The sequence below is a fragment of the Burkholderia sp. Bp9143 genome, from assembly GCF_003853645.1.
Classification (GTDB): Bacteria; Pseudomonadota; Gammaproteobacteria; order Burkholderiales; family Burkholderiaceae; genus Burkholderia.
This window is the reverse complement of sequence record NZ_QTPO01000086.1, coordinates 1-20,926: the sequence shown is the minus strand read 5'-3', so window position 1 is coordinate 20,926 and position 20,926 is coordinate 1. Positions and strand designations below refer to the sequence as shown.

15 protein-coding genes and 5 pseudogenes are annotated in these 20,926 nt (G+C 55.9%); 14 read left to right on the top strand and 6 right to left on the bottom strand.

Annotation, left to right across the window (positions count from 1 at the left end; all coding sequences use genetic code 11):
• The 3 genes and pseudogenes from DIE23_RS39935 to DIE23_RS37540 all read right to left on the bottom strand — a co-directional run.
• Nucleotides 1-326, bottom strand: a pseudogene (locus tag DIE23_RS39935) (hypothetical protein); the annotation flags it as partial.
• A gap of 35 nt (nucleotides 327-361) precedes the next feature.
• Nucleotides 362-1,564 (bottom strand): acetyl-CoA acetyltransferase, encoded by a 1,203-nt coding sequence (locus DIE23_RS37545; RefSeq protein ID WP_124617774.1) that lies wholly within the window; start codon nucleotides 1,562-1,564, stop codon nucleotides 362-364.
• 18 nt (nucleotides 1,565-1,582) lie between these two features.
• Nucleotides 1,583-3,043: a 3-oxoacyl-[acyl-carrier-protein] synthase III C-terminal domain-containing protein gene (locus DIE23_RS37540; protein WP_260436356.1), complete on the bottom strand. Its 1,461-nt coding sequence runs from the start codon at nucleotides 3,041-3,043 to the stop codon at nucleotides 1,583-1,585.
• A gap of 374 nt (nucleotides 3,044-3,417) precedes the next feature.
• Here DIE23_RS37540 and DIE23_RS37535 point away from each other — a divergent pair, with 374 nt between their 5' ends.
• The 7 genes from DIE23_RS37535 to DIE23_RS37505 are packed head-to-tail and all read left to right on the top strand — an operon-like array spanning nucleotide 3,418 to nucleotide 10,511.
• The gene (locus tag DIE23_RS37535) at nucleotides 3,418-3,879 is read left to right on the top strand and encodes a MaoC family dehydratase (RefSeq protein ID WP_124617772.1); all 462 of its coding nucleotides are present in this window, start codon (nucleotides 3,418-3,420) and stop codon (nucleotides 3,877-3,879) included.
• Between the two features lie 5 nt (nucleotides 3,880-3,884).
• Nucleotides 3,885-5,000 (top strand): acyl-CoA dehydrogenase family protein, encoded by a 1,116-nt coding sequence (locus DIE23_RS37530; RefSeq protein WP_124617770.1) that lies wholly within the window; start codon nucleotides 3,885-3,887, stop codon nucleotides 4,998-5,000.
• Nucleotides 5,001-5,013: 13 nt separating this feature from the next.
• Nucleotides 5,014-6,219, top strand: coding sequence for an acyl-CoA dehydrogenase family protein (locus tag DIE23_RS37525; protein WP_124617768.1), 1,206 nt, complete (start codon nucleotides 5,014-5,016; stop codon nucleotides 6,217-6,219).
• A 20-nt stretch (nucleotides 6,220-6,239) separates the two neighbouring features.
• Nucleotides 6,240-7,391 (top strand): acyl-CoA dehydrogenase family protein, encoded by a 1,152-nt coding sequence (locus DIE23_RS37520; RefSeq protein WP_124617766.1) that lies wholly within the window; start codon nucleotides 6,240-6,242, stop codon nucleotides 7,389-7,391.
• Nucleotide 7,392: 1 nt separating this feature from the next.
• Nucleotides 7,393-8,310: a CoA ester lyase gene (locus DIE23_RS37515; RefSeq protein ID WP_260436355.1), complete on the top strand. Its 918-nt coding sequence runs from the start codon at nucleotides 7,393-7,395 to the stop codon at nucleotides 8,308-8,310.
• Nucleotides 8,311-8,369: 59 nt separating this feature from the next.
• Nucleotides 8,370-9,536 carry an acyl-CoA dehydrogenase family protein gene (locus DIE23_RS37510; RefSeq protein WP_124617764.1) on the top strand — a complete coding sequence of 389 codons (1,167 nt, stop codon included), beginning with the start codon at nucleotides 8,370-8,372 and terminating at the stop codon, nucleotides 9,534-9,536.
• 42 nt (nucleotides 9,537-9,578) lie between these two features.
• A complete protein-coding gene (locus DIE23_RS37505; protein WP_124617762.1) occupies nucleotides 9,579-10,511 on the top strand; it encodes a 3-keto-5-aminohexanoate cleavage protein in 933 nt (310 codons plus the stop codon).
• Nucleotides 10,512-10,767: 256 nt separating this feature from the next.
• On the opposite strand, the gene DIE23_RS37500 is transcribed toward DIE23_RS37505, so the two are convergent.
• The 3 genes and pseudogenes from DIE23_RS37500 to DIE23_RS37490 all read right to left on the bottom strand — a co-directional run.
• Nucleotides 10,768-11,298: a MarR family winged helix-turn-helix transcriptional regulator gene (locus tag DIE23_RS37500; RefSeq protein WP_221623386.1), complete on the bottom strand. Its 531-nt coding sequence runs from the start codon at nucleotides 11,296-11,298 to the stop codon at nucleotides 10,768-10,770.
• A gap of 536 nt (nucleotides 11,299-11,834) precedes the next feature.
• Nucleotides 11,835-12,555 (bottom strand): annotated as a pseudogene (locus DIE23_RS37495) (IS5 family transposase).
• A pseudogene (locus DIE23_RS37490) lies at nucleotides 12,527-13,324 on the bottom strand (IS701 family transposase); the annotation flags it as partial. The pseudogenes DIE23_RS37490 and DIE23_RS37495, both read right to left, overlap by 29 nt.
• A gap of 659 nt (nucleotides 13,325-13,983) precedes the next feature.
• Here DIE23_RS37490 and DIE23_RS37485 point away from each other — a divergent pair.
• The 7 genes and pseudogenes from DIE23_RS37485 to DIE23_RS40605 all read left to right on the top strand — a co-directional run.
• Nucleotides 13,984-14,560 (top strand): annotated as a pseudogene (locus DIE23_RS37485) (transposase); the annotation flags it as partial.
• A gap of 399 nt (nucleotides 14,561-14,959) precedes the next feature.
• A complete protein-coding gene (locus tag DIE23_RS37480; protein WP_124617757.1) occupies nucleotides 14,960-16,024 on the top strand; it encodes a hypothetical protein in 1,065 nt (354 codons plus the stop codon).
• A gap of 50 nt (nucleotides 16,025-16,074) precedes the next feature.
• Nucleotides 16,075-17,088, top strand: a complete 1,014-nt coding sequence (locus DIE23_RS37475; protein ID WP_124617755.1) for a hypothetical protein — start codon at nucleotides 16,075-16,077, stop codon at nucleotides 17,086-17,088.
• Nucleotides 17,089-17,186: 98 nt separating this feature from the next.
• Nucleotides 17,187-17,816 carry a DUF1329 domain-containing protein gene (locus DIE23_RS37470; RefSeq protein WP_124617753.1) on the top strand — a complete coding sequence of 210 codons (630 nt, stop codon included), beginning with the start codon at nucleotides 17,187-17,189 and terminating at the stop codon, nucleotides 17,814-17,816.
• A 157-nt stretch (nucleotides 17,817-17,973) separates the two neighbouring features.
• Nucleotides 17,974-18,933, top strand: coding sequence for a helix-turn-helix domain-containing protein (locus DIE23_RS37465; RefSeq protein ID WP_124617751.1), 960 nt, complete (start codon nucleotides 17,974-17,976; stop codon nucleotides 18,931-18,933).
• Nucleotides 18,930-20,381, top strand: coding sequence for a phosphotransferase family protein (locus DIE23_RS37460; RefSeq protein WP_124617749.1), 1,452 nt, complete (start codon nucleotides 18,930-18,932; stop codon nucleotides 20,379-20,381). Before DIE23_RS37465 ends, DIE23_RS37460 begins: the two co-directional genes overlap by 4 nt.
• 296 nt (nucleotides 20,382-20,677) lie before the next feature.
• A pseudogene (locus DIE23_RS40605) lies at nucleotides 20,678-20,926 on the top strand (hypothetical protein); the annotation flags it as partial.

The window sequence follows — 20,926 nt, the reverse complement described above, 5'->3', positions numbered from 1 at the left end:
GATATCGGCAAGGCACGGAATTGGCCGTCGCGTTGAGCTTGCGAGAATGCCGGTTGCATAAACAGGCCGGTGATTTTTCCGGTGTGGTGAAATTCACTTAAATCAAGCCTATTAATTCCCGGCACGTACGTCGTCAGGAGATGAACATTCTCCGTAAAGTGACGCTCCCGAAACAGCTCCGACATGAAATCGACCGGCGCACCGCTGGAGCCTGGGACATATACAATTTTTTGAGGTTGAAGCAAGCTCGGCGTAGCGGACGGCTCAATTATGCGCGGTCCACGAACGTGTCCGGCCGATCCGATTGCTACGCGTTGCTCAGTCATGTTCGAGGCTGAATGAAATTCCACTGCGTGGCGACTCAGTGATGCAACCCAAGGATTGACAGCGCTGCTATTCCGAGATAAGGAACGCCGCCTAAGTTGTGCGTGAGTCCAAGGCTGGGATTGGTTAATTGCCGTTCGCCGGCACGGCCCTGCAACTGGTTGTAGATCTCATAGGCCATACGCAGTCCGGATGCTGCAATCGGGTGCCCGAAGCATTTCAGGCCGCCGTCGACCTGGCATGGCAAGCCACCAGAGTCTCTGTCATAGAAACCATCGAGTACATCATTCACCGCACGCCCGTCCTCCGAAACGAAGAGGTCTTCCATCGTGACCAATTCGGTGATCGAAAAACAGTCATGCACCTCCAACAACGAAAGTTGTTCTCGCGGATTGTTTATCCCGGCTTCCTCATAGGCGCGTTTGGCAGCTGTGCGGGTATTGCGCACGTGGCTGCCGTCCCAGTGATTCGTCGTTGATTCGATGCCAGAGCTAATGCTCAGTTGAATTGCCTTGATCGTCACCATGTCCTTTTTTCCCAACGCGCGTGCGATATCGGGCGTTGTCACGATTGCAGCGGCGGCGCCATCACTCACGCCGCAGCAATCGAAGAGTCCAAGAGGATCAGCAATCATTGGCGCAGCGAGAATTTGCTCCATCGTTACTGCTTTGCGGAGATGTGCCTTTGGGCTGTGGATGCCATTCTGATGGCTCTTCCACGAGACATGGGCAAGCGCTTGCTTGAGAAGATCCTTTGAAATCCCATGCTTCGTCCGATAGCCCGCTGCCAACTGTGCAAATCCAGCTGGAGCCGAGCCCAGCGGGAGCCACAGATCGTTGAATGTTCCTTTATAGGGCGGGGGCAGGCCGCCGTAGCCGGTGTCTTTCAGCTTTTCCGCGCCAATCGCAAGCGCGAAATCAACGGCACCGGACGCGACTGCGTATGCCGCACCTCGTAGTGCCTCCGTGCCTGTTGCGCACATGTTTTCCATACGGCTGATTGGTATTCCGTCCAGTCGTAACGCGACCGATGCAGGGATTGCCGAGTTGCCGACATTGACCGAATCCATACATGAGCCATACCAGGCCGCCGCTATTTCCTTGCGCTCGATGCCAGCGTCGGCGAGAGCTTCGTCGAACGCTTCAGCCAGCAATTGAGTGGTACCGACATCCCAGCGTTCGCCGAAACGTGTGCAGCCCATGCCAATGATGGCGACCTTATCCTTGATTCCGGATGCCATGGATCTCTCTCCTCTTGTTTATGCGAGCAACGGCGTGGCTTTCCAGAAATAGCGCGGATAGCCACGTGCCTTATCGACGTCCTTGACACGGAAGACCATTCTCAAAGGTGTTCCGACGTCGAGGCCAGCTTCTCCTACATCGACGATTTCCATAAGTAGACGCGCGCCAACGTCGAATTGAACGAACCCGACATAGAGAGGCGGAGAGGGGTGATAGGAAAGCCAATCGCCAGTATGTGTAAGTACCTTTGCAGGCTGGTCGACGAGGTTCACTTGCTCGAATTTCGACGCAACTGCGTGACAATTCTCATTAACGCAATATGCGAGCTGAGGAAATTGAACGGTACCGCATTGGGGGCATTTTCCAGCGGCGAAGCAAGCAAGTTGATGCGCCGAACGATATTGCTCGGTAAACGCGGTTTTCACTTGCTTTTCCGCGCGCATACCCCACTCGAGCTCGATACCTTTGTCATACGACAGCATGCGAAGGTATGAGTCGTGGGACTGCCCGTCCGCCAATGCAGCGCTGACACTACGTCGCGGTTTGAAAGCGGAGATTGCGGCGGTGGCTCGAAGTACGAGCACATCGCACCCTTGTCCAAACCCTGCGACGACAAATACGTCACCTGGGTGAGCGTGCTCCAGCGCGTACGCCAACATCAGGCAAGGGTGCGCGCTGCCCGTGTACCCGCAATCTTGATCGAGATGATTTGCCACAGCTTCCGGAGGGACGCCGCATTTTTTGGCGATCATGAGAGCTGCGTCCTTGAACGGCGACGCGAAGATAAAATGTGCCACTTCATCCGCGCCAATTTTGGCGCTAAGAAGGGCAGCTTTCACGGCTTCCGGCACGATCTTTGCGTAGCCTTCATCGCGGATCCAGCGCTCTTCCCAGTAGTAGTCGTGTTGGCTATCTGTCGCCCGAAAATGATCAACGAATAGATTTGTCCGGCTTGCGCTGCCCAACAGCTCTGCGACGATATTTCTATTGCCAAGAGTGAAAGCCGCGGCACCTGCACCGTAGACTATTTCTTGACTGCTTGCTGGTTTACCCGCGGGGTGGTCGCTCGCGACAAACAATGCAGTGCCTGCGGCCGCGCGCAATTGCGTGAGGAGTCCGCCCACTCCTGCCCGTTGGGACCGCCCTATATCCAATGTTTGGACAAACGGCTCAAGGGCCAGCGCATTTGCAATGATGCTCGCACATTGCAGATCATTAAACGGAACGCGAGTCGACGAGAACGTCACCGATTCGATATCCTTTCGATCAAGCTCGCCCAACGCGCCGCGAGCGGCTTCGACTGCCATGGTGACGCTGTCCTCGTCCCAACTACAGAATGCGCGATTGCCTTTGGCGATTGCTGTAAGGCCAGGTGCCATCCATCGATGCGCCGCGGCGATGGCTGCGCGCTGCATACGGAGTCGGGGCACGTAGCCGCCAAAGCCGGTAATTCCATAGACCGTTCGATTTGCCGTCACGTTATCTAGCCTCCAGGAGGTGCGTCGTTGCCGCTACCCAAATGTCAAAGGATGATGTGGTATGGAAGCGTACGATATACATCAATCAGATTGACGTCAACCCCGAAGGATCGTGGGAAGTTGTGCGTGTTTCATCGTAGGGTTTGCACATAGGGACCCGGCCGGAGCGCGGAGAGATGGGAGTTTCGTCGCAATTCACCTCAGGGTTATCGAGAGTCCTCGACGGTCGCTCTATAGTCTTTTGGCTGATGGTTGACGGTGCGTGGGGGCTGCTGCACGCATGCGGTGTGAAATTCTTGTCACGATACTTGTGGCGAGAATTGGATATGGTATGCTTCCATACGACATGGGCGAAAATTCCTTGCGAGGTTACGATGGCTGGTTTGTACTTTGAACAGTTTGAACTGGGGCGTGTCTTTTCTCACGATGTACGGCGCACTGTCACTGAAACCGACAATGTGTTGTTCACGGCGATGACCCACAATCCAGCGGCGATCCACATAGATGCGGAGTACGCCAAAACGACAGAGTTTGGCCGGCCTCTCGTCAACAGCATTTTCACGTTGGGCTTGGTGGTTGGCCTTACCGTTGGCGACACGACGTTCGGCACGACCGTTGGCAATCTCGGATGGGACGAAGTGCGCTTTCCAAATCCCGTTTTTGTGGGTGACACGATACGTGCGGAATCGAGGGTCATCGAGAAGCGGGAAAGCAAATCTCGCCCAGGCAACGGCATCGTTATCTTCGAGCATATCGGGTACAACCAGCGTGATGAGGTTGTTTGCTCTTGCAAACGAAGCGCGCTGATGTATCGCGTTCCTACACCTACGGCGTGAGTGCTATGGAAACTTCTGATATTTCTCTGGATGCTGAATCGAAGAGCATCATTGAACGAGCATTGAATCGGTTTATCGACGAGACGTATGAGCCTAGTGCCAGAAGAGCACGACTCAACCGGGCCGACTTGGACTACCGCACCTACTGGCCGATGTTGGCGGAACTGGGTGTCCTCGGATTGTCCGTAAGTTCGGACTGCGGAGGTATTGGAGCGGATTCTCGCGATGTCTGCGACATGTTGTATGTCTTGGGCCGAGGATTACTCTTGGAGCCGTTGATCGAGGGGACTGTGATCGCGGGTGCGGTACTGACTTTTTCAGCCGATTCAGGGATTATGCTGCCGGCAATGGTGTCGGGTGAGAAATTGACAGTGTTGGTTGGCGGCAGAAAAGGGGACGACCTGCGCTTTGCGTCAACTGGCTTGGGTTATGAATTGTCCGGAATCGCGCGAGTTGTACCGGGCGCGGCTCAGGCCGACATATGGCTTATCCCATGTGTCGATGAGGGTGGAGTGTGGCGAATACTTAGAGTTACCGCCAGCGCCGCCGCCGCGCGGGTTCTCAATTATCGGATGATGGACGGACGCGAGGCGTGCGACGTCGGGTTCGAATCAATGGTCGTATCGCCATCTGATGTGATGTTGGAAGGGCCGCTTGCCGAATCTGCGATGGCCGCAGCGTCTGCGGCTGCTGTAAGCGCTTATGCGGCGGAGGCCGCAGGGGTAATGCACAACTTGGTGTCGATTACATCGGATTATTTGCGAACACGCGAACAATTTGGCGTTCATATCAGCAGTTTCCAGGCGCTGCAACACCGCTTGGCGAACATGCATATGGCGGCACTGGAAGCGCGCGCCATGTCGCGCGCAATGGCTAAGAGTGTGGACGAAGCACTCGACAAGGCGCAGTCCGATCGGATTCGGTGGCTGCGCTATGCGGTGCCATCCGTCATCGCGCGATGCAGCGCTTGTGTAGGTCACGACGCCATTCAAATGCATGGCGGAATGGGTGTGACCGACGAATTGATTGTCAGCCACTGCAACTCGCGCCTGGTCGTTCTAAGCAAGCTCTTGGAACGCTGGTCAACGGGCTCCGTCGCAGTCGTGCAGGCGATGAACTGACTAGGAGACCGACATGCATTCCAGCGGTGAGTCGATTCAATTTGACGAGATGGAGTTTCGCGCCGAAGTTCGGGATTTTGTTGCCAAGCATTTGGACGAACAGACTCGCTCCAAGGTCGAAAACGGAATTTATCTGCAAAAGGAAGATTACGTTGGTTGGCAAAAGGCATTGCGCCGTCGGGGCTGGTTCGGCGCGGCGTGGCCTCGGGCGGCCGGCGGGCAAGATTGGAGTATTCGACAGGAACACGCGTTCCTGCAGGAATGTGCGATAAATGCGGCGCCGATGCTTATTCCCTACGGGGTAAATATGGTTGGGCCAGTTCTCTACACGTTCGGAAATTTTGAGCAGAGGCAGAAATACCTGCCTGGAATTCTCGATAGCAATACGTGGTGGTGCCAAGGATATTCCGAGCCCAATGCCGGATCGGATCTCGCATCGCTGAAAACCCGGGCTGAGCGCGACGGTGATTATTACATCGTGAACGGCACGAAGATGTGGACCACTGAGGCGCATTGGGCCGACATGATGCATTGCCTCGTGCGCACAAATTCAAGCGGGCGAAAACAGGAGGGGATCAGCTTCCTCCTAATCGATATGACGACGCCGGGTATTTCGGTCGAGCCGATTATCACGATAGACGGCGTTCATCATACTAACCAGGTATTCTTTGACAATGTGAAGGTTCCTGTCGAGAACCTCGTTGGGACAGAGGGCGATGGCTGGAAAATTGCCAAATTTCTGTTGTCGCGAGAGCGCACGTTCATCGCTGATACCGGCAACAAGATCCGCATGATGCGTCAAATCAAGGCTACGGTGGCGGATGAGGCTTCTCAATTACACCCGGCTGAGCAACTACTTCAGGCTGAGCGGTTGGCAAGGATTGAAGCGGATCTGACGGCGCTTATTGCGCTGGAGCACGATTACATCGATGAATGGATGCGCGGTCGGGACGACGGCATTGGTGCTTCAGTGCTAAAGGTGCGGGGGACCGAAGTATTGCAGTCAATGACGGAATTTTGGCGTGATGCGCATAACGCATATGCAGCGTGTTATGACGCGACCCTGCGTGCGTCGGGTGGGGGATTGGGTTCTGATTTGCCATGGGTGAGGGCCAGTGCTGCAAACTACTACTACCTTTACGGGCGGTGTTGGTCAATATTTGGTGGTACTAATGAAATTCAGCGAAATATTATCGCCTCAAATCTACTGCGTAGCTAACCAGGACGAGATGTAGCGTTATGATTCCACGCACAATTTTCAAGCCGGAACACGAGCAGTTCCGCGACACTGTCAGACGCTTCGTCGATCGAGAGATCGTTCCTTACCATGAGCACTGGGAAGAGCAGGGCAGAGTGGATCGCGAACTCTGGCTTAAGGCCGGCGCTGCAGGCCTGCTGTGCCCAAATCTGCCGGAAGCGTATGGTGGTTGTGGGGCGGATTATCTCTTCAACGTAGTGATTACGGAGGAACTCGCGCGGGCTGGAGCAACAGGTCCTGGATTTGCAGTGCATTCGGATATGGTTGCCACCTACATTGCTACATTTGGTACTGAAACTCAGAAGCAGTTTTGGTTGCCAAAGATGGCTGCTGGGGAGGTCATCGGTGCACTCGGATTGACGGAGCCGTCGGCTGGCAGCGATCTCAAGGGCATCCGTACCCGGGCAGTGCGCGATGGGGACGAATATGTAATAAACGGACAAAAAGTCTACATCTCTAACGGTCAGTTATGCGACGTCATCGTGCTCGCTTGTAAGACTGATCCTGCGGCCGGCGCGAAGGGGATGACATTTATCCTTGTGGAGGCCACCCGCGAAGGTTTCCGCCGCGGGCGCAATTTGAAGAAGATTGGACTCAAAGCACAGGATACGTCCGAATTGTTCTTTGAGGATGTGCGCGTTCCCGTCGGTAACGTGCTTGGCGCCGAGGGCGACGCATTCACGATGGCAATGAGCAAGCTGGCCGAGGAGCGGTTGACCATCGCGGTTTCGGCGATGGCGGTCGTCGAGGCCGCCATTGGGTGGACGATCGACTATGTTGCCGAGCGGCGAGCTTTTGGCCAGGCGATTGGTGACTTTCAGAATACGCGTTTCAAGCTTGCAGAACTGCATGCACAGGCCCTTGCGTTGCGAACCTTCGTGGATCGGTGCGTGGAACTGCATCTATGCAAGGAACTCGATGCAGTGGATGCAGCTTCAGCAAAAATGCTTTGCACAGAACTGCAATGTAAAGTAGTTGACGAGTGCCTCCAATTCTTTGGTGGCTATGGTTACATGCTCGAATATCCGATTGCTCGTGCCTACATCGACGCGCGAGTGCGCCGAATTGCAGGAGGTTCGTCGGAGATCATGCGTGAAATCATCGGCCGTAATTTGTTTAGCAAAAAGAGATAGCATGACCTCCATGTCAACTGTATCGAATGCTGACTTAAGAGAGCGTCGTCCACTCCGGTCGTTCTTGTTTGTGCCGGGTGACAGTGAACGTAAGCTTGAAAAGGCCGCGAATTCGCTTGCCGATGCGCTGATACTTGATTTGGAGGACTCCGTTGCACCAAGTCGAACGTCTATTGCGCGTGCCATGGTCCTGGAGTATTTGCATGCGCACCGGGATCGAAGTAGGCAGCAACTGTGGGTGCGCATCAACGCGTTGTCGTCCCCTGCGGCGTTGCTCGACTTGGTCGTCGCTTCTGGGGCTCCGGACGGCATCATGCTTCCCAAGGTTGAGTCCCCTTCGGAAGTGGCGCGCCTGGGCCATATGCTTGACGCGCTGGAAGTTCGCGATGCGATTGCTCGCGGAAGCATCGGAATAATCCCGGTTACAACGGAGACACCGATTGCCATGTTCGCGTTAGGCTCTTACAAAGGTTGCTCAGACCGGCTCGCCGGGTTGACGTGGGGCGCAGAGGATCTTGCGGCTGCGTTAGGCGCAAGCACCAATCGAGGCCCTGATGGCGAATATGACCAGGTCTACCAACTGGCTCGAAGCTTGTGCCTTACCGGCGCGGCCGCCGCCGGTGTCCAACCGATCGATACGATCTGGGGAAATTTTACTGACGAGGCTGGATTGCAGAGAGATTGCCTAATTGCACGCCAGCGCGGATTCACCGGAAAGATTGCGATCCATCCGGCACAGGTTCCTGTCATTAACAAGGCGTTCACCCCGAGTGATGAGGAACTGTCGTGGTCTCGTCGCGTAATTGAAGCATTCGGCGCTAATCCCGAGATCGGTGTGGTCGGTCTGGACGGGCAGATGCTGGATATGCCTCATCTGAAGCAGGCGCAACGAATCGTGGCGCTTTGTCGCTCATCCTAGGGTTAGCCCAGAAAGGCGCTAACTGGCTTCGATTGGTCCAACTCGAGAAGAGGATACCTATGAACTTCGCATTGTCCGATGAGCAAAATGCAATTCGCTCGGCTGTCGAGGAAATTTGTGCTGACTTCGATGATGAATATTGGTTGAGAAAGGATCGGGAGGGTGGATTCCCGGAAGATTTCTATAGCACGATGGCGAAGGCCGGATGGCTTGGCATTGCGATGCCCCAGGAATTTGGTGGTGCTGGATTGGGTATCAGTGACGCCTGCTTGATGATGGAAACAGTGTCGGCATCCGGTGGCTGTCTATCTGCTGCATCGGCCATCCATATGAACGTTTTTGGGTTGCACCCTGTTGTGGTGCACGGCAGCAATGAGCAGCGCGCCCGGTGGTTGCCGCCAATAATTCAAGGTGAACACAAAGCGTGTTTCGGTGTGACCGAGCCGAACACGGGGTTGAATACGCTCAAACTTAAGACCACGGCGGTCCGCAAGGGCGACCGCTACATCGTCAACGGTCAGAAAGTATGGATATCCACCGCCCAAGTTGCACACAAGATCATGCTACTGGCGCGTACGACGCCGATCGAGGAAGTCGCGTCGCCAACTCATGGCTTGAGTCTTTTCTATACCGACCTTGACCGTTCGAAGATCGAGGTGCGTGAGATTGAGAAGCTTGGACGGAAAGCGGTGGACTCGAATCAACTCTTTATCGACGGCTTGGAGATTCCGGTTGAGGATCGCATTGGGGAAGAAGGGCGTGGTTTCGAATATATCCTCCATGGCCTCAACCCCGAACGGTGCTTACTTGCGGCTGAGGCAATTGGCATCGGCCGTGCGGCTCTTCGTCGCGCTGCAAAGTATGCCGGAGAGCGCATCGTGTTCGATAGACCGATTGGGAAGAATCAGGGCGTTCAGCACCCATTGGCTGAGCGCTGGATCGATCTTGAGGCGGGCACCTTGTTGTACCAGCGTGCGGCATCGCTATATGACCAAGACCAGCCATGCGGGGCTGAAGCAAATGCCGCCAAGTTCTTTTGCGCGGAAGCAGGGTTTCGGGCTGCGGAGACCGCTGTGATTACCCATGGCGGCTTTGGCTACGCGAAGGAATATCATGTGGAGCGCTACCTGAGAGAGGCCATGTTGCCACGGCTTGCGCCAATATCACCGCAACTAATCTTGTGTTTTATCGCAGAAAAAGTGCTCGGCCTGCCAAAGTCATATTGAATATTCCGTGGCCTTACGCACAATTCTTATCGAGGGGCATTCATGTTCAAGCAAGACAAGGTGATCATCAGTTGCGCGGTGACGGGCGCCATCCACACGCCGTCGATGTCTCCGTACATTCCTGTAACTCCCGAACAAATTGCCGAATCATCCATCGCTGCAGCAGAGGCTGGCGCTGCGATTATTCATCTCCATGCTCGAGATCCCGTTACGGGAAAGCCGGATCAGCGACCAGAGGCATTCGTTCCATTTTTGCGTGTGATAAAGGAAAATTGCGACGCAATCGTCAACCTTACGACTGGTGGTTCGCCATATATGTCCGTTCAGGAGCGGATGATGCCGGCCAAGCTGCTCAAGCCGGAAGTTGCCTCGATGAACATGGGCACAATGAATTTTGGGCTGTATCCGATGCTCCGGCGTTATACAGAGTTCAAATACGACTGGGAGCGCCCCTATCTCGAAGGCAGCAAGGACCTCATCTTCCGAAATACCTACGGAGATATCGAAACGGTACTGACTGAACTTTCGGTAAGCGAAACCCGGTTTGAATTTGAATGCTATGACACGTCACACCTTTACAACCTCGCACACTTTGTGGAGCGCGGACTTGTCAAGCCACCTTTCTTTATTCAGACGGTTTTTGGTATCCTCGGTGGAATCGGGACGCACTCTGATGATGTAGTCCATATGAAGCGTACAGCTGATCGACTGTTTGGGGAAGACTACCGCTGGTCAGTCCTTGGCGCTGGCGCCAGTCAGATGAAAATTGCTGCTCTGGCCGCCTCAATTGGCGGAAACGTGCGCGTGGGTCTTGAAGACAGCTTGTGGATTTCACGCGGGAAATTGGCTAGGTCAAACGCTGAGCAGGTCCGCCAGGTTCGCGTCATTCTCGAGGGCTTGGGGCTGGAGGTGGCAACTCCGGCTGAAGCGCGGGAAATTCTCCAACTTAAGGGATCAAATCACGTGGGCTTCTGACTGGCGCAAGGGCGTACATGATTCATCTAAATCCTTTCAAAAAAGAGAGATCAAGTACAGGTTGAATATGATTCTGGGGGTCGACAAAAAAATTTACTCGGGTGCTTTGGAGTGTACGCGCTTAGCAATGCTACGCTTTGTAAATTGATCCTCTCGCACCGGTGCGCTGTTGGGGGCGGACACTAATCCATGTGTCCGCCCTCTCATTTTTGAGTCACCGTGGATGCGCGCCTGAGTTTGCGGCGCCGGCTCTACCTCATTCGCTTTCTTTAGCAAGTGCGCGCAAGTTCTCTTTCACTATTGTCAGAAGGTCTACGAGGGTGTGCCTGTCCTCGTCCGTGAGTCCCTTGAGGATGCGCTCGCTCATTTCGTTGCTGTAGACGCGCATTTCGGCAATTAGTTTGGAAGCGCTAGGGGAAAGGTAAATGCGTTTGACGCGCCGATCTATCTCGTCGGCACGTCGAACAACAAGACCGGACGCCTCGAGTCGATCCACCAAGCTTCCCAGCGCCGCTTTTCCCAATTCGAGCAGGTCCGCAAGGTCAGTCTGAATCATGCCGTCGTGCCGCGCCAGATGGGCAAGTACCCACCATTGAGATCGCGTCACGTTGAGTGGCCTTACATATTGGTCGAATACCGTTCGCCTTAATCGGGAAACGTCGTGCATCAAGAAGCCGAGACGCTGGTCCCAATATTCGCCATCGTTGCTGGAGCGCTTGGACGAGGGTTTGCTTGCGGTCGTCCGAGTTTCGGCGGGTGATTTGGCACTTCGACTGGTTCTCGGCATCTCGGAGTCCATTGCTTAGTTTTTGGCAGAGGTGGTTCTTTGCAGCCTTTGATTACTCCTCGTGCCGAGGCCGGTCAGGGGATCGACAATCGGCCCTTATGAACATTGTATGCTAACACAAAATAACGATGCTGGAAGAGGCGCCTCCGTTTCGGAGGCGCCTGGCGGCTTGGGCTAGCGCCAAGCCCGCTCAACAGTCTACGTACACATCAAGCGCGACGACGTCTACGATGACACCTCACGCGATTGGCGTCGCTGAAGATGACGCTCGTCTCCCCGAAGGGAAGCGCCACCGGATCGAGGCGTGCCCGCGGTCCGGAGCGTCGATTTCCGGTCGGCATTGAAGGCAAGGGGTAAGCGCGAACCTGCGTAAGCGCCCTAGCAGCGCCGTAGGGCTGGTTGTTGACGATGGAGATTCGCGATGCTATCGGATGGGTTAGACACGAACGGTGGACGGTAAGTGCGCAACGGCGCTCCACGGAAGCGGCTCGTCGATGCGGCTGATCGGAGATGCGCTCGAGCACTTAGAGGTCAGTTCAAAAACCTTGCTCAGCTCGTCTGAAGATGTTCCAGCAGACGAGCGAACAGCCGAGTTTCAAGAATGCTTCGTGAATGTCAGCACGCCGCTCGAAGCGCGTGCGCAGACGGCGGAAATCATGGAGCCAGGAGTGCGTACGTTCGATCAGCCAACGATACTTGCCGAGCCCGCTCCCGTGTTCGGTCCGGCGCTTCGCGATCATGGGCCTGATGCCGCGGTTACGCAGCGCACGTCGGTGTCGCGTGGAATCGTAGCCGCGATCGGCGTAGACGACGCCGGGCTTCTGAAGTGGTCGACCACGGACACCGCGAATCGGCGGAATTGCATCAACGAGCGGCAACAACTGCGTAACGTCGTTGGCGTTCGCGCCGGTCAGGATCGCCATTGGCCTCTACAAGGATGTGGTGCTTGGAACCAAGGCGCGCACGGACGACGAATCGACCGCAGCGTATGACGGATCGATCTGGCCGGCCGCACGCAACTTGTCGAGCAACAACTCGTGTAGCTGGTCCCATACACCAGCCTTTTGCCAGTCGTTCAATCGCCGCCAGCAAGTTGCGCTCGAGCCCGAAGCCCAGCCGAGTCGGCAAGTGGTTCCAGCGGATTCCCGTTTTGAACACGAACAGGATGCCGTTGAGCGCCGCACGATCGGACACGCGAGGACGACCAGGATCGCTCTTTGCACGAGGCTTCGCCGGTGGCAGCAATGGATCGATCAGTAGCGCGCCGTAACAAGCTGCGTGGCCGGACCGACTTCCCCGCGGCGGGCTCGGGCGGTAGAGGAGCCGTGCCCGGCGCCCATACGCGCGTGTTCGAGCGAATGCCCCACGCATACTGCAGCCCGAGCTCGCTGACGGCCTCCCGAAACGAGGTGTCATCTCCATAGCCCGCATCGGCCAACACGATACCGTCGGGCGCGCCGCTTTGCCGTGCTTCGCGCAACTGCCCGGTCGCAATCTCCGGTTTGGTTGCAAACTCGGTTTCCTCGGGCACGCCGGCTCTCTGTCGTCGCACGGGATCGTCGCTCCATTCACGCGGCAGATTCAATCGGTACGACACCGGTAGGCTCGCGTCTTCCGTCGTCACCGACAGGCTCACCGCAACCTGGCAGTTGTCCTGCTTGCCCAGCTGGCCGCAGTATTGCCGTGCCACGCCGACCGAATGCTTACCCTTCTTGGGAAATCCCGTGTCGTCAATGGTCCAGTGCAACTCGCCATCCGGGTCCATATGCGGTAGCGCCCGGCGCTGCACCTACTCGAGCAGCGCCGTATCGGACCATTCCGACCTCGCCACGAAATGATGCGGTGACTGGTGCCGCGCGCTCACATGCTCCGGCTCCAGATGTGCTGCCAGCGGCTCGACGCTCTTTCGCCGAATTGACAGCATCAATCCTTGGCAATAGCCCCTCAATCCCGACTCGCGGTCGCTATGCCCAAGCGCTTCACACACATGTTCCAGATACGCCTCGAATGACGCCTCCCAGTCCACCATTCCTCACGTCATGGATGAAGAAGTTCCTATAATGGGATGGATTTATAGAGGGTAGCCGCGTTTCCTCTCGGAAACGTAGCCCCCGAAGAACCGTACGTGCGAGCTTTCCCTGCATACGGCTCGCGCACAGCATTAAACGTCGCACTGACGCCGGTCTCGCCACAACGCACGAGTCCTTCGCAGGCTGTCATGTTGTTGATTCGCCTCACACGCAGACGAGGAGCGCTGAACCGTAGTGCGACCGGTCTCTCACAAGCTTCCCCTCGATGAATCTTGACGCGAACCTGCGACAACTGCACCACGCGGAAGTCTGCACTCTCTCGGGTTAGGGCAAATTTTGAACCCTTATGCGGCCGATTACAGGCCACCGTTCGCTTTTTCCACGTTCTCATACCCACTTGTCCAACAGTTTCCCTTGCGAGTCGCCTGCCATAGCCAACCCACTGGCGTGGGCGGACAATTGGGCTTTCCGTGTTCCGCGTAGAGGACACGAGTAGGTTAGGTTCTGCCTATTCGCCGGCAGTCAGGTGTCCGCGTGCCCCGAGTGTCAAGCGGGACATCCGACTGCGTGCCTTTTGGCTCAAGCCTAACAGCGCCTTTGGCTTGCTTCCTATGACGACGTTTTTCAGCAGTTCGCATCCGCTAACCAACGCTACACCGACTGGAAGGGTAAGCCGCGCAGCAACGCCACACATGAGTCGAGCACGGATCCGGACGCACGTTTGTTCAAGAAGAGTCGCAAGAGTCCGGCGATCCTCGGTTACCACGGCCACATCCTGATGGAGAATAGCTCGGGGCTGGTGGTCGGTGGGCGCTGTGGTCAGTCATGCGGATGGTTTCGCGGAGCGGGCCAGTGCACTGCGACTGCTCGACTGTGTGCCCGGTACTCACGCGAAGACAGTGGGTGCCGACAAGGCTTACGACACGCGTGACTTCATGAGCGAGTGCCGCACCCGCAACGTGACGCCGCATGTCGCGCGCAACGATGAGCGCTCGGGCGGCAGCGCAATCGACGCTCGCACTTCCCGGCACGCGGGCTACCGGGTCAGCCAGGTCATCGGCAAACGTATTGAAGAGCATTTCGGCTGGGGCAAGACCGTTGGCAGCATCAGGCAGACGGTCTATCGAGGCATCAGGCGAGTCGACTAGTACTTCAAGCTGACGATGATTGCAAGCAATCTGACCCGCATGGCGCGAATGCCCGATGCGGTGCTGCAAGGAGCGGCACAATGAGCCGCCCTGGCGCGTGGGCTGCGTGGCGTGCGGACTGCACGCGCATTGCCGGCAAAACCACCCGGCCAGGCCGCGATTCAGCAGCAAATTGCATACGAAAACCTCGTGAACAATGCTTCGGTCGTCATGACGAGGCGCTTTTCAACCGCCTGCTGGAGGTCAGCAGCACGAACGTACAGATTGCGTTCGAAAGATGCAAGCCGATGGACTCTATGCAGCCAAAAATTCGATGCAGTCACCTGACCATCTCGCTGCGCACCGTGGGTGCGGGAGGGACTTTCAGCGGAGTGTGTCAAGTGCTAGTCGCGTGCGCTGACCTGTGGATACGCTTAGCGCGGTCATTCTGAAATCCAAGCAATATCTATTCAGAGACACGATCTGAATCAGAAGGAGACAAAATTGAAATACAAGGTAATCCAATGGGCCACTGGTGAGGTGGGACGTCAATGCTTGGAAGAGATCCTTCGTCGCCCTGAACTGGAACTTGTAGGTCTCTTCGTCTACAGCGAAGCCAAGGAGGGCTTAGACGCCGGGGAAATTGTCGGAATGCCGTCGACTGGAGTAAAGGGGACCCGAAGTCGAGAGGCAATTCTTGCGATAGAGGCCGACTGTGTCATCTACACTCCGCTTGCAGCTAATTTGCCGCAGCTCGACGACGACATCTGCGCCTTGCTGGCCTCGGGGAAGAACGTCATCACGACCGCAGGCTACTTCGCGCCCGAATCGCGTGGCCCCGAGATCGTCGCCCGGCTCGACGCGGCCTGCAAGGCTGGCAACGCGAGCCTCTTCGGCACCGGCATCGAACCAGGCTTCATGTTCGACCGCGTGGCACCCACGCTCACCGGCATGTGCGCTGACATCGAGTACGTGCGGCTGATCGAGATCGCCAACGCCACCAAGCACCCGGCGGTGGTGATGCTGAAAGAAGCCATCGGCATTGGCCAGCAGCCGGCCGACTTCCACGCGGGCACACCGTACGGCGTCTACTGGGCCGCGTTCTTCTCGGAGATGGTGACCTCTGTCGCACGCGCGCTCAACGTCAAGCTCGACCGCATCGAAACCGGGCTCGAAGTCGTCACAACGCCGGTCGATTTGCACATCGCTGCGATCGGCCGTGTGCCGGCCGGCAGCATCAATGGCACCAAGCACCTGGCCACCGGGATCGTCGACGGCAAGCCTTTCATCCGCGCCGAGATCCACTGGTTCGTCGGCGACCGCGCGGCCGACTGGCCCGTGCCCGCCGACCGTTACAGTTGGCTCATCGAGGTGGAAGGGCGGCCGTCGATGCGGGTGCGGGTCGATCCGGTGCCGAGCCTCGAACGGCCCGAACAGGAGCAGCCCGATCCAGCGTTCGCCGCGACCATGGCGACGGTCGTCAACGCCATTCCCAGCGTCGTTGCGGCGCCGCCGGGCGTACTGCATGCGCCCATCTTCGGCGGTTACCGGCCACGCCAATCGCATTGAGCCTGCGCGCCGGTCGGTGCGAGGCGTTCATGAACCAAAGGAGTTGATCTATGGAGATTGTGGGTGGTGGCCGGATCTATGTGCACCCGGCAGAAGAAGACGCACCGCACCGGCCCGGCCCCGAGGTCGGCTGGCAGGAAAGTTTCGTGCTGTACTGGCACGATGCCGAGCAGGCGGTCGGCGGCTGTTTCCGTCTCGGGCATGAGCCCAACTGCGACGGGGGGCACACGCAGTTCGTGATCGGCATCACCTCGCCCGACGGCATCTATCACCGCTACGGCACCTTGCCGCTGCGCCCGCAGGATCGCCTCGAAGGGCCGGCGGGTCGGGGCTTCAGTAACGGCGACGACTCGCTGCAGTACTTGTTCGACGGCAAAACCATCCACTGGACCTTGAAGGACCAGGACGTCGAGGCGCACCTCGACGTCGAGCTCTACGTGCCGGCGGTCGACGTGCACCGGCGTGAAGGTGCGGTCGATTCGAAGGGCATTCAGGGCGCGCACATCGATGCGGCCTGCGGCGTCACCGGCACCATGGTCGTCAAGGGCAAGACCTACAAGATCAACGCGCTGGGCATCCGCGACCACGGCTGGGGTACGCGCGATGTGTCATCGATGCTTGCGCATCGTTGGACAGTGGCCACTTTCGGCAAGGAGCACTCGTTTGTTGCGCTGACCTTTCTCACAAGAAATGGCCAATCTGGGCAGTTAGGGTGGGTAATTCGTAACAACACAGTAATCATGGCCGAGAAGATTGTTGTGCGCGCCATTATCGGTGAAGACGGTGGCACCAACTTTGGCGGTACAACGCGCATGACATTGACTACTGGCGAGGAGTACATTGTCAAGTTCGAGCCCATGTACCCGGCCATTGCCAACATCATCCACACCACGCTTTATTACGACAGCCTCTGTCAAGCGACATGGGGAGATCGCGTTGGATACGGTTGCTTCGAAACGTCGAACAACATTCAGGGAGGCACGGGTTCTCCACCGATTTATGACGGATCAATTGGCAAAAACGGATGGTTCGCACCCGGAGAAGACAGCGCGCCGGCGTCCTGATTCTCTCTGGCTCATTGTTTGCGACCTCAAAGTAAATCGTTTTGACGTGGTTCAGTTCGGTTCAGTCAGTTTTTATTTTAATAACATTCGGAAGAGACATGTTCAATAAAATCATCTTGTTAGCGGGTTCGATGCAGATATGTCACACCGCGTTGGCTGCCGTGACCGCTGAAGAGGCCAAGCAACTTGGCGGTGACAAGCTGACTGCCTTCGGCGCCGAAAAGGCCGGAAACAAGGAAGGAACCATTCCGCCGTATACCGGCACCGGTGTCCATGCGCCGGCCAGCTATGACTGGAAGGATCCCGGCCAACGTCCGTCGCCTTACGACGATAAGCGGCTGTACACGATCACCGCGCAAAACTATACGCAGTACACTGATAAGCTTGATGGGTTGACGGAACTGTTTAATCGCTACCCCGCGTTCCAAATGCAGGTGTACCCATCGCACCGCGATATTGTGTTTCCTGCATACGTGCAGGCAAACTCAATCAAAAATGCCACTAGTTGCAAAGCTGTCCGAGACGAGCTTGTCTTGGGAGGCTGTTACGGCGGCGTTCCGTTCGCCATTCCGAAAACCGGCAATGAGGTCGAGCAGCGCTCGTGCCGGTGGTCGGCGGCGCGCACCCGGCAAGCCACAGGCACCGGGTGGCGCTGGCCCAGGACGCCATCCGCAGCGGCCCGTCCTGGCCCGCTCCATGCCAAACTCCTCATCTCTTTTGCGAGCTAGCCGGTAACCATTTCAACGGCGCGGCCGACAGGGCGGACCACTGGGAGGGAAAGACAACGCGATATGCGCTCTATGACTAACGACCCACGGTTCACCTCACGTCTCGCCCGAATCGAGCTCGGGCTTGCACATCGAATTTGTTTAGCAGAGTAACTCAATGACAAACAAATTGCAAAGTTGGGTCTCATTCGAAAACAATGGGTTTTATTCCTCGCTATCTGCAGCGCCTGAGATTCAGCTTGAAGTAATGTCTCAGGGAGAGGCCTGGCGGGGCGTACACCTCGAAATTGGGACAGCAGCATCCTGGGAGGCCGTTGATCTAATGGTTGACGGTCATTTTGTATCGATGAATATCGCGGACAAAACCCTGGAAATGACCGTGCGCGATGATCATACGGGAAAAGATGTTACGTATGATTTTCTGCCGGGATCCTTCTGGATCCATGCAGAGGGAACAACTTTTTCCAGTCGCCGCCGCTCGGGGTATGCAAAATTTAGTGGTGCCATTATTGACGGAAACTTCATGGACACCATCTTGGGTGGTCATCATGAATTAGTATCGGGCTTCGGAATAATTGATCCCGTACTTCAATCTCTGTTTAATGCGCTTATCGCAGACCTCCGAAACCCAGCACCGCATCCCGATGTAACAGAATCAATCGTGAGAGCTTTCGTTCTGGCGCTTGGTCGTCGGCACGGACGAAAAGCGCCAGAATTATCTTTCAGATCTGGTTTGAATCCATCTCAGATCTCCAAAATTATGAGCTGGGTCGAACAAAGACTAGACACACGGATCAGTATCGCAGATTTGGCAGCCGTCGTCGGATTATCGACTGCCCATTTCTCGCGTGAGTTCAAAAGGGCGACGAATTACAGTCCAGGCGACTATTTGATGGAGGCGCGTCTCGATCGAGCCTGTAAAATCCTGGCGAGGGGTGAAAGCGTCTGTGATACGGCAATTCAGTGTGGGTTCTTCGATCAAGCTCACTTGGCGAGAATGTTCAAAAGGCGATATGGTCTCTCGCCATCGATTTACGGGCGACAAGCCAGAGATCACAAAAAAAGCCCGGCGTCGTCGGGCAAGTCTCTTTCAGGAACAACCGGATCAGCTAAATGAGCGGAAATATATCTCAACCACTTCTAATTCCGTCGACCGAGCGACTGCTTCGGGGAATGATTACGGCCCTTGACGGCATCGATAGCGAAGGTCGCGCCGACATTCGGCATGTTGTTGGTATGCTGCGCTTGGTCGTTCAACATTTGATAAGGCGCGAATCTCTCGCTGATTTTGTTTCCATTCATTCTGAAATTATCTCATTGGTCAAAGAATCGGCGGATCTGCTTGATCTTCCAATAGATGGCGGCCTACCGAGTTCAGTTTCGGGCACCTTCGATGATATACAGCAGGCTGTGGGGCAGGCCCTTGATCAATTGAATAAGATCGCCGCCCAGGTAGATCCACTAGACAAAGGATTTTGGCGAAAGACGCAAGACGTAGAAAGGAGATTCTATGCGGCGCTTCTGCCTGTTGCCGTAATCGAGTCGCGTTGTGCTCCTATTTCTATTACAAGTCAACGATTCGAGACTTATCTCCGTAGTCGGTTTAATAATCAGTATATCGGACTTAAATCGTTTACGAAACTGGTTGGCGGATTTCAGAAGGAGACGATATTGGTCGAGGCGCTGAAAGCTGACAATTCCGTAGATGCCGTCGTAGTGCGCGCAGAAAAAAACGACCGTTTTTTGAAACACACTGCTAGTGAAATCGACGATGAGTTTGAGATAGTGCGGCTTATGTGGAATGCCGGTATTCCAGTTGCGGAGCCTCTGTGGATCGAGAGAGATGCAAGCGCTTTGGGCTCGCGATTTATGGTCTCTCGACGGGCCCCTGGGGAAAACGCGGGGAATGCGGTTGGAAGTGCGTCAAAGTTTTCAAGAGATCTGACGCAGTCTTTTCTAACCAATTTGGTTGGGATCCACAATATTAAAGTGGACGATTCAGTTGCTATTACTAAACTGATTCGCTGGATGGGACACAAGACATTGGCGGACAACACGCGCGCCGCGATTGACTATTGGCGTAACCAAAGCTGGTTAGCGACCGCTCCGGCTTCAGTTACCTTTTCTAGAGTATTTAAATGGCTGGAGGATAACGTTCCGGCTGATGACGGCAAGCAATGTATTGTTCACAATGATTTCGGCCCACACAATATTTTGGTCGAATCGGGGAAGGTTACTGCAATATTGGATTGGGAAAACGTAAGACTGGGAGACCCAGCTGACGACCTTGCTTATTTCATTCAGTGCGGAGGGTCAGCCATTGATGCCGAGGATGTAATAAAAATCTATTCTGATCTCGGCGGTCAAGAGATTAGCAATTTTAGACTTAAATACTTTGCTGTTTTTAGTTGCGCAAAGGTTCTCGCGGCGACGCTTTCGGCGACCACTATGTACCAATCAACCGACCCTGCGTTGATTGACTGGGTTCAGTTGCCCATCGCTTGGCATGGGATGTTCCAACAGCAGGTGGAAGAAAAAATACTTGCCGCAGAGGCGTGTCGTTGACAGTTGCTCCCCCGAGTCAGAACGTCGTCGTCACCAGCACGTTCGAGGCAGTCGTGGAGACTTCGGGGGCGAAACGAAGTAGGACCAAAGTCGCCCCAGCCGGGGCGACCCGGGCGACTGCGGCACCGGGTTCAAACGTCTGTTCGACGACCGTTCGTTTCCACTCCAATGTATGCCGTCGATTCTGGCACCTGATGGGTAACTCGACTGCCTGAGACACTGTGTCCATTCTCCGCTGCGGATTCAACCCGTCGATGCAACAGACTTGAGACTGCATAGCAGCAAGGAGTGTTGCAATGAAACAGAGACGGCGGATCTACTATACAGACAGCCAGAAGGCGCTGATGTGGGAGCGCTGGCGCAAGGGTGAGTCACTGCAGCAGATCGCCCAGTTGTTTGATCGGAACCACTCCTCGGTACAAGGGATTCCGGCCGAAACGGGCGGCATACAACCGAGGCAACGCCGCTTGCGCGGCGACAATCATTTTGGCCGGTATAGCGACAGAGGTTTTGGCCGGTGGGGAGAAGTCGGAGGCGGCGTAGCC

Excerpts from the sequence above, each read along its gene's own strand:
- DIE23_RS37520 (WP_124617766.1), top strand. The coding sequence starts at position 6,240 with ATGATTCCACGCACAATTTTCAAGCCGGAACACGAGCAGTTCCGCGAC.
- DIE23_RS37470 (WP_124617753.1), top strand. The coding sequence starts at position 17,187 with ATGTTCAATAAAATCATCTTGTTAGCGGGTTCGATGCAGATATGTCAC.
- DIE23_RS37460 (WP_124617749.1), top strand. The coding sequence starts at position 18,930 with ATGAGCGGAAATATATCTCAACCACTTCTAATTCCGTCGACCGAGCGA.
- DIE23_RS37465 (WP_124617751.1), top strand. The coding sequence starts at position 17,974 with ATGACAAACAAATTGCAAAGTTGGGTCTCATTCGAAAACAATGGGTTT.
- DIE23_RS37505 (WP_124617762.1), top strand. The coding sequence starts at position 9,579 with ATGTTCAAGCAAGACAAGGTGATCATCAGTTGCGCGGTGACGGGCGCC.
- DIE23_RS37510 (WP_124617764.1), top strand. The coding sequence starts at position 8,370 with ATGAACTTCGCATTGTCCGATGAGCAAAATGCAATTCGCTCGGCTGTC.
- DIE23_RS37545 (WP_124617774.1), bottom strand. The coding sequence starts at position 1,564 with ATGGCATCCGGAATCAAGGATAAGGTCGCCATCATTGGCATGGGCTGC.
- DIE23_RS37475 (WP_124617755.1), top strand. The coding sequence starts at position 16,075 with ATGGAGATTGTGGGTGGTGGCCGGATCTATGTGCACCCGGCAGAAGAA.
- DIE23_RS37535 (WP_124617772.1), top strand. The coding sequence starts at position 3,418 with ATGGCTGGTTTGTACTTTGAACAGTTTGAACTGGGGCGTGTCTTTTCT.
- DIE23_RS37500 (WP_221623386.1), bottom strand. The coding sequence starts at position 11,298 with ATGCCGAGAACCAGTCGAAGTGCCAAATCACCCGCCGAAACTCGGACG.
- DIE23_RS37530 (WP_124617770.1), top strand. The coding sequence starts at position 3,885 with ATGGAAACTTCTGATATTTCTCTGGATGCTGAATCGAAGAGCATCATT.
- DIE23_RS37515 (WP_260436355.1), top strand. The coding sequence starts at position 7,393 with ATGACCTCCATGTCAACTGTATCGAATGCTGACTTAAGAGAGCGTCGT.
- DIE23_RS37525 (WP_124617768.1), top strand. The coding sequence starts at position 5,014 with ATGCATTCCAGCGGTGAGTCGATTCAATTTGACGAGATGGAGTTTCGC.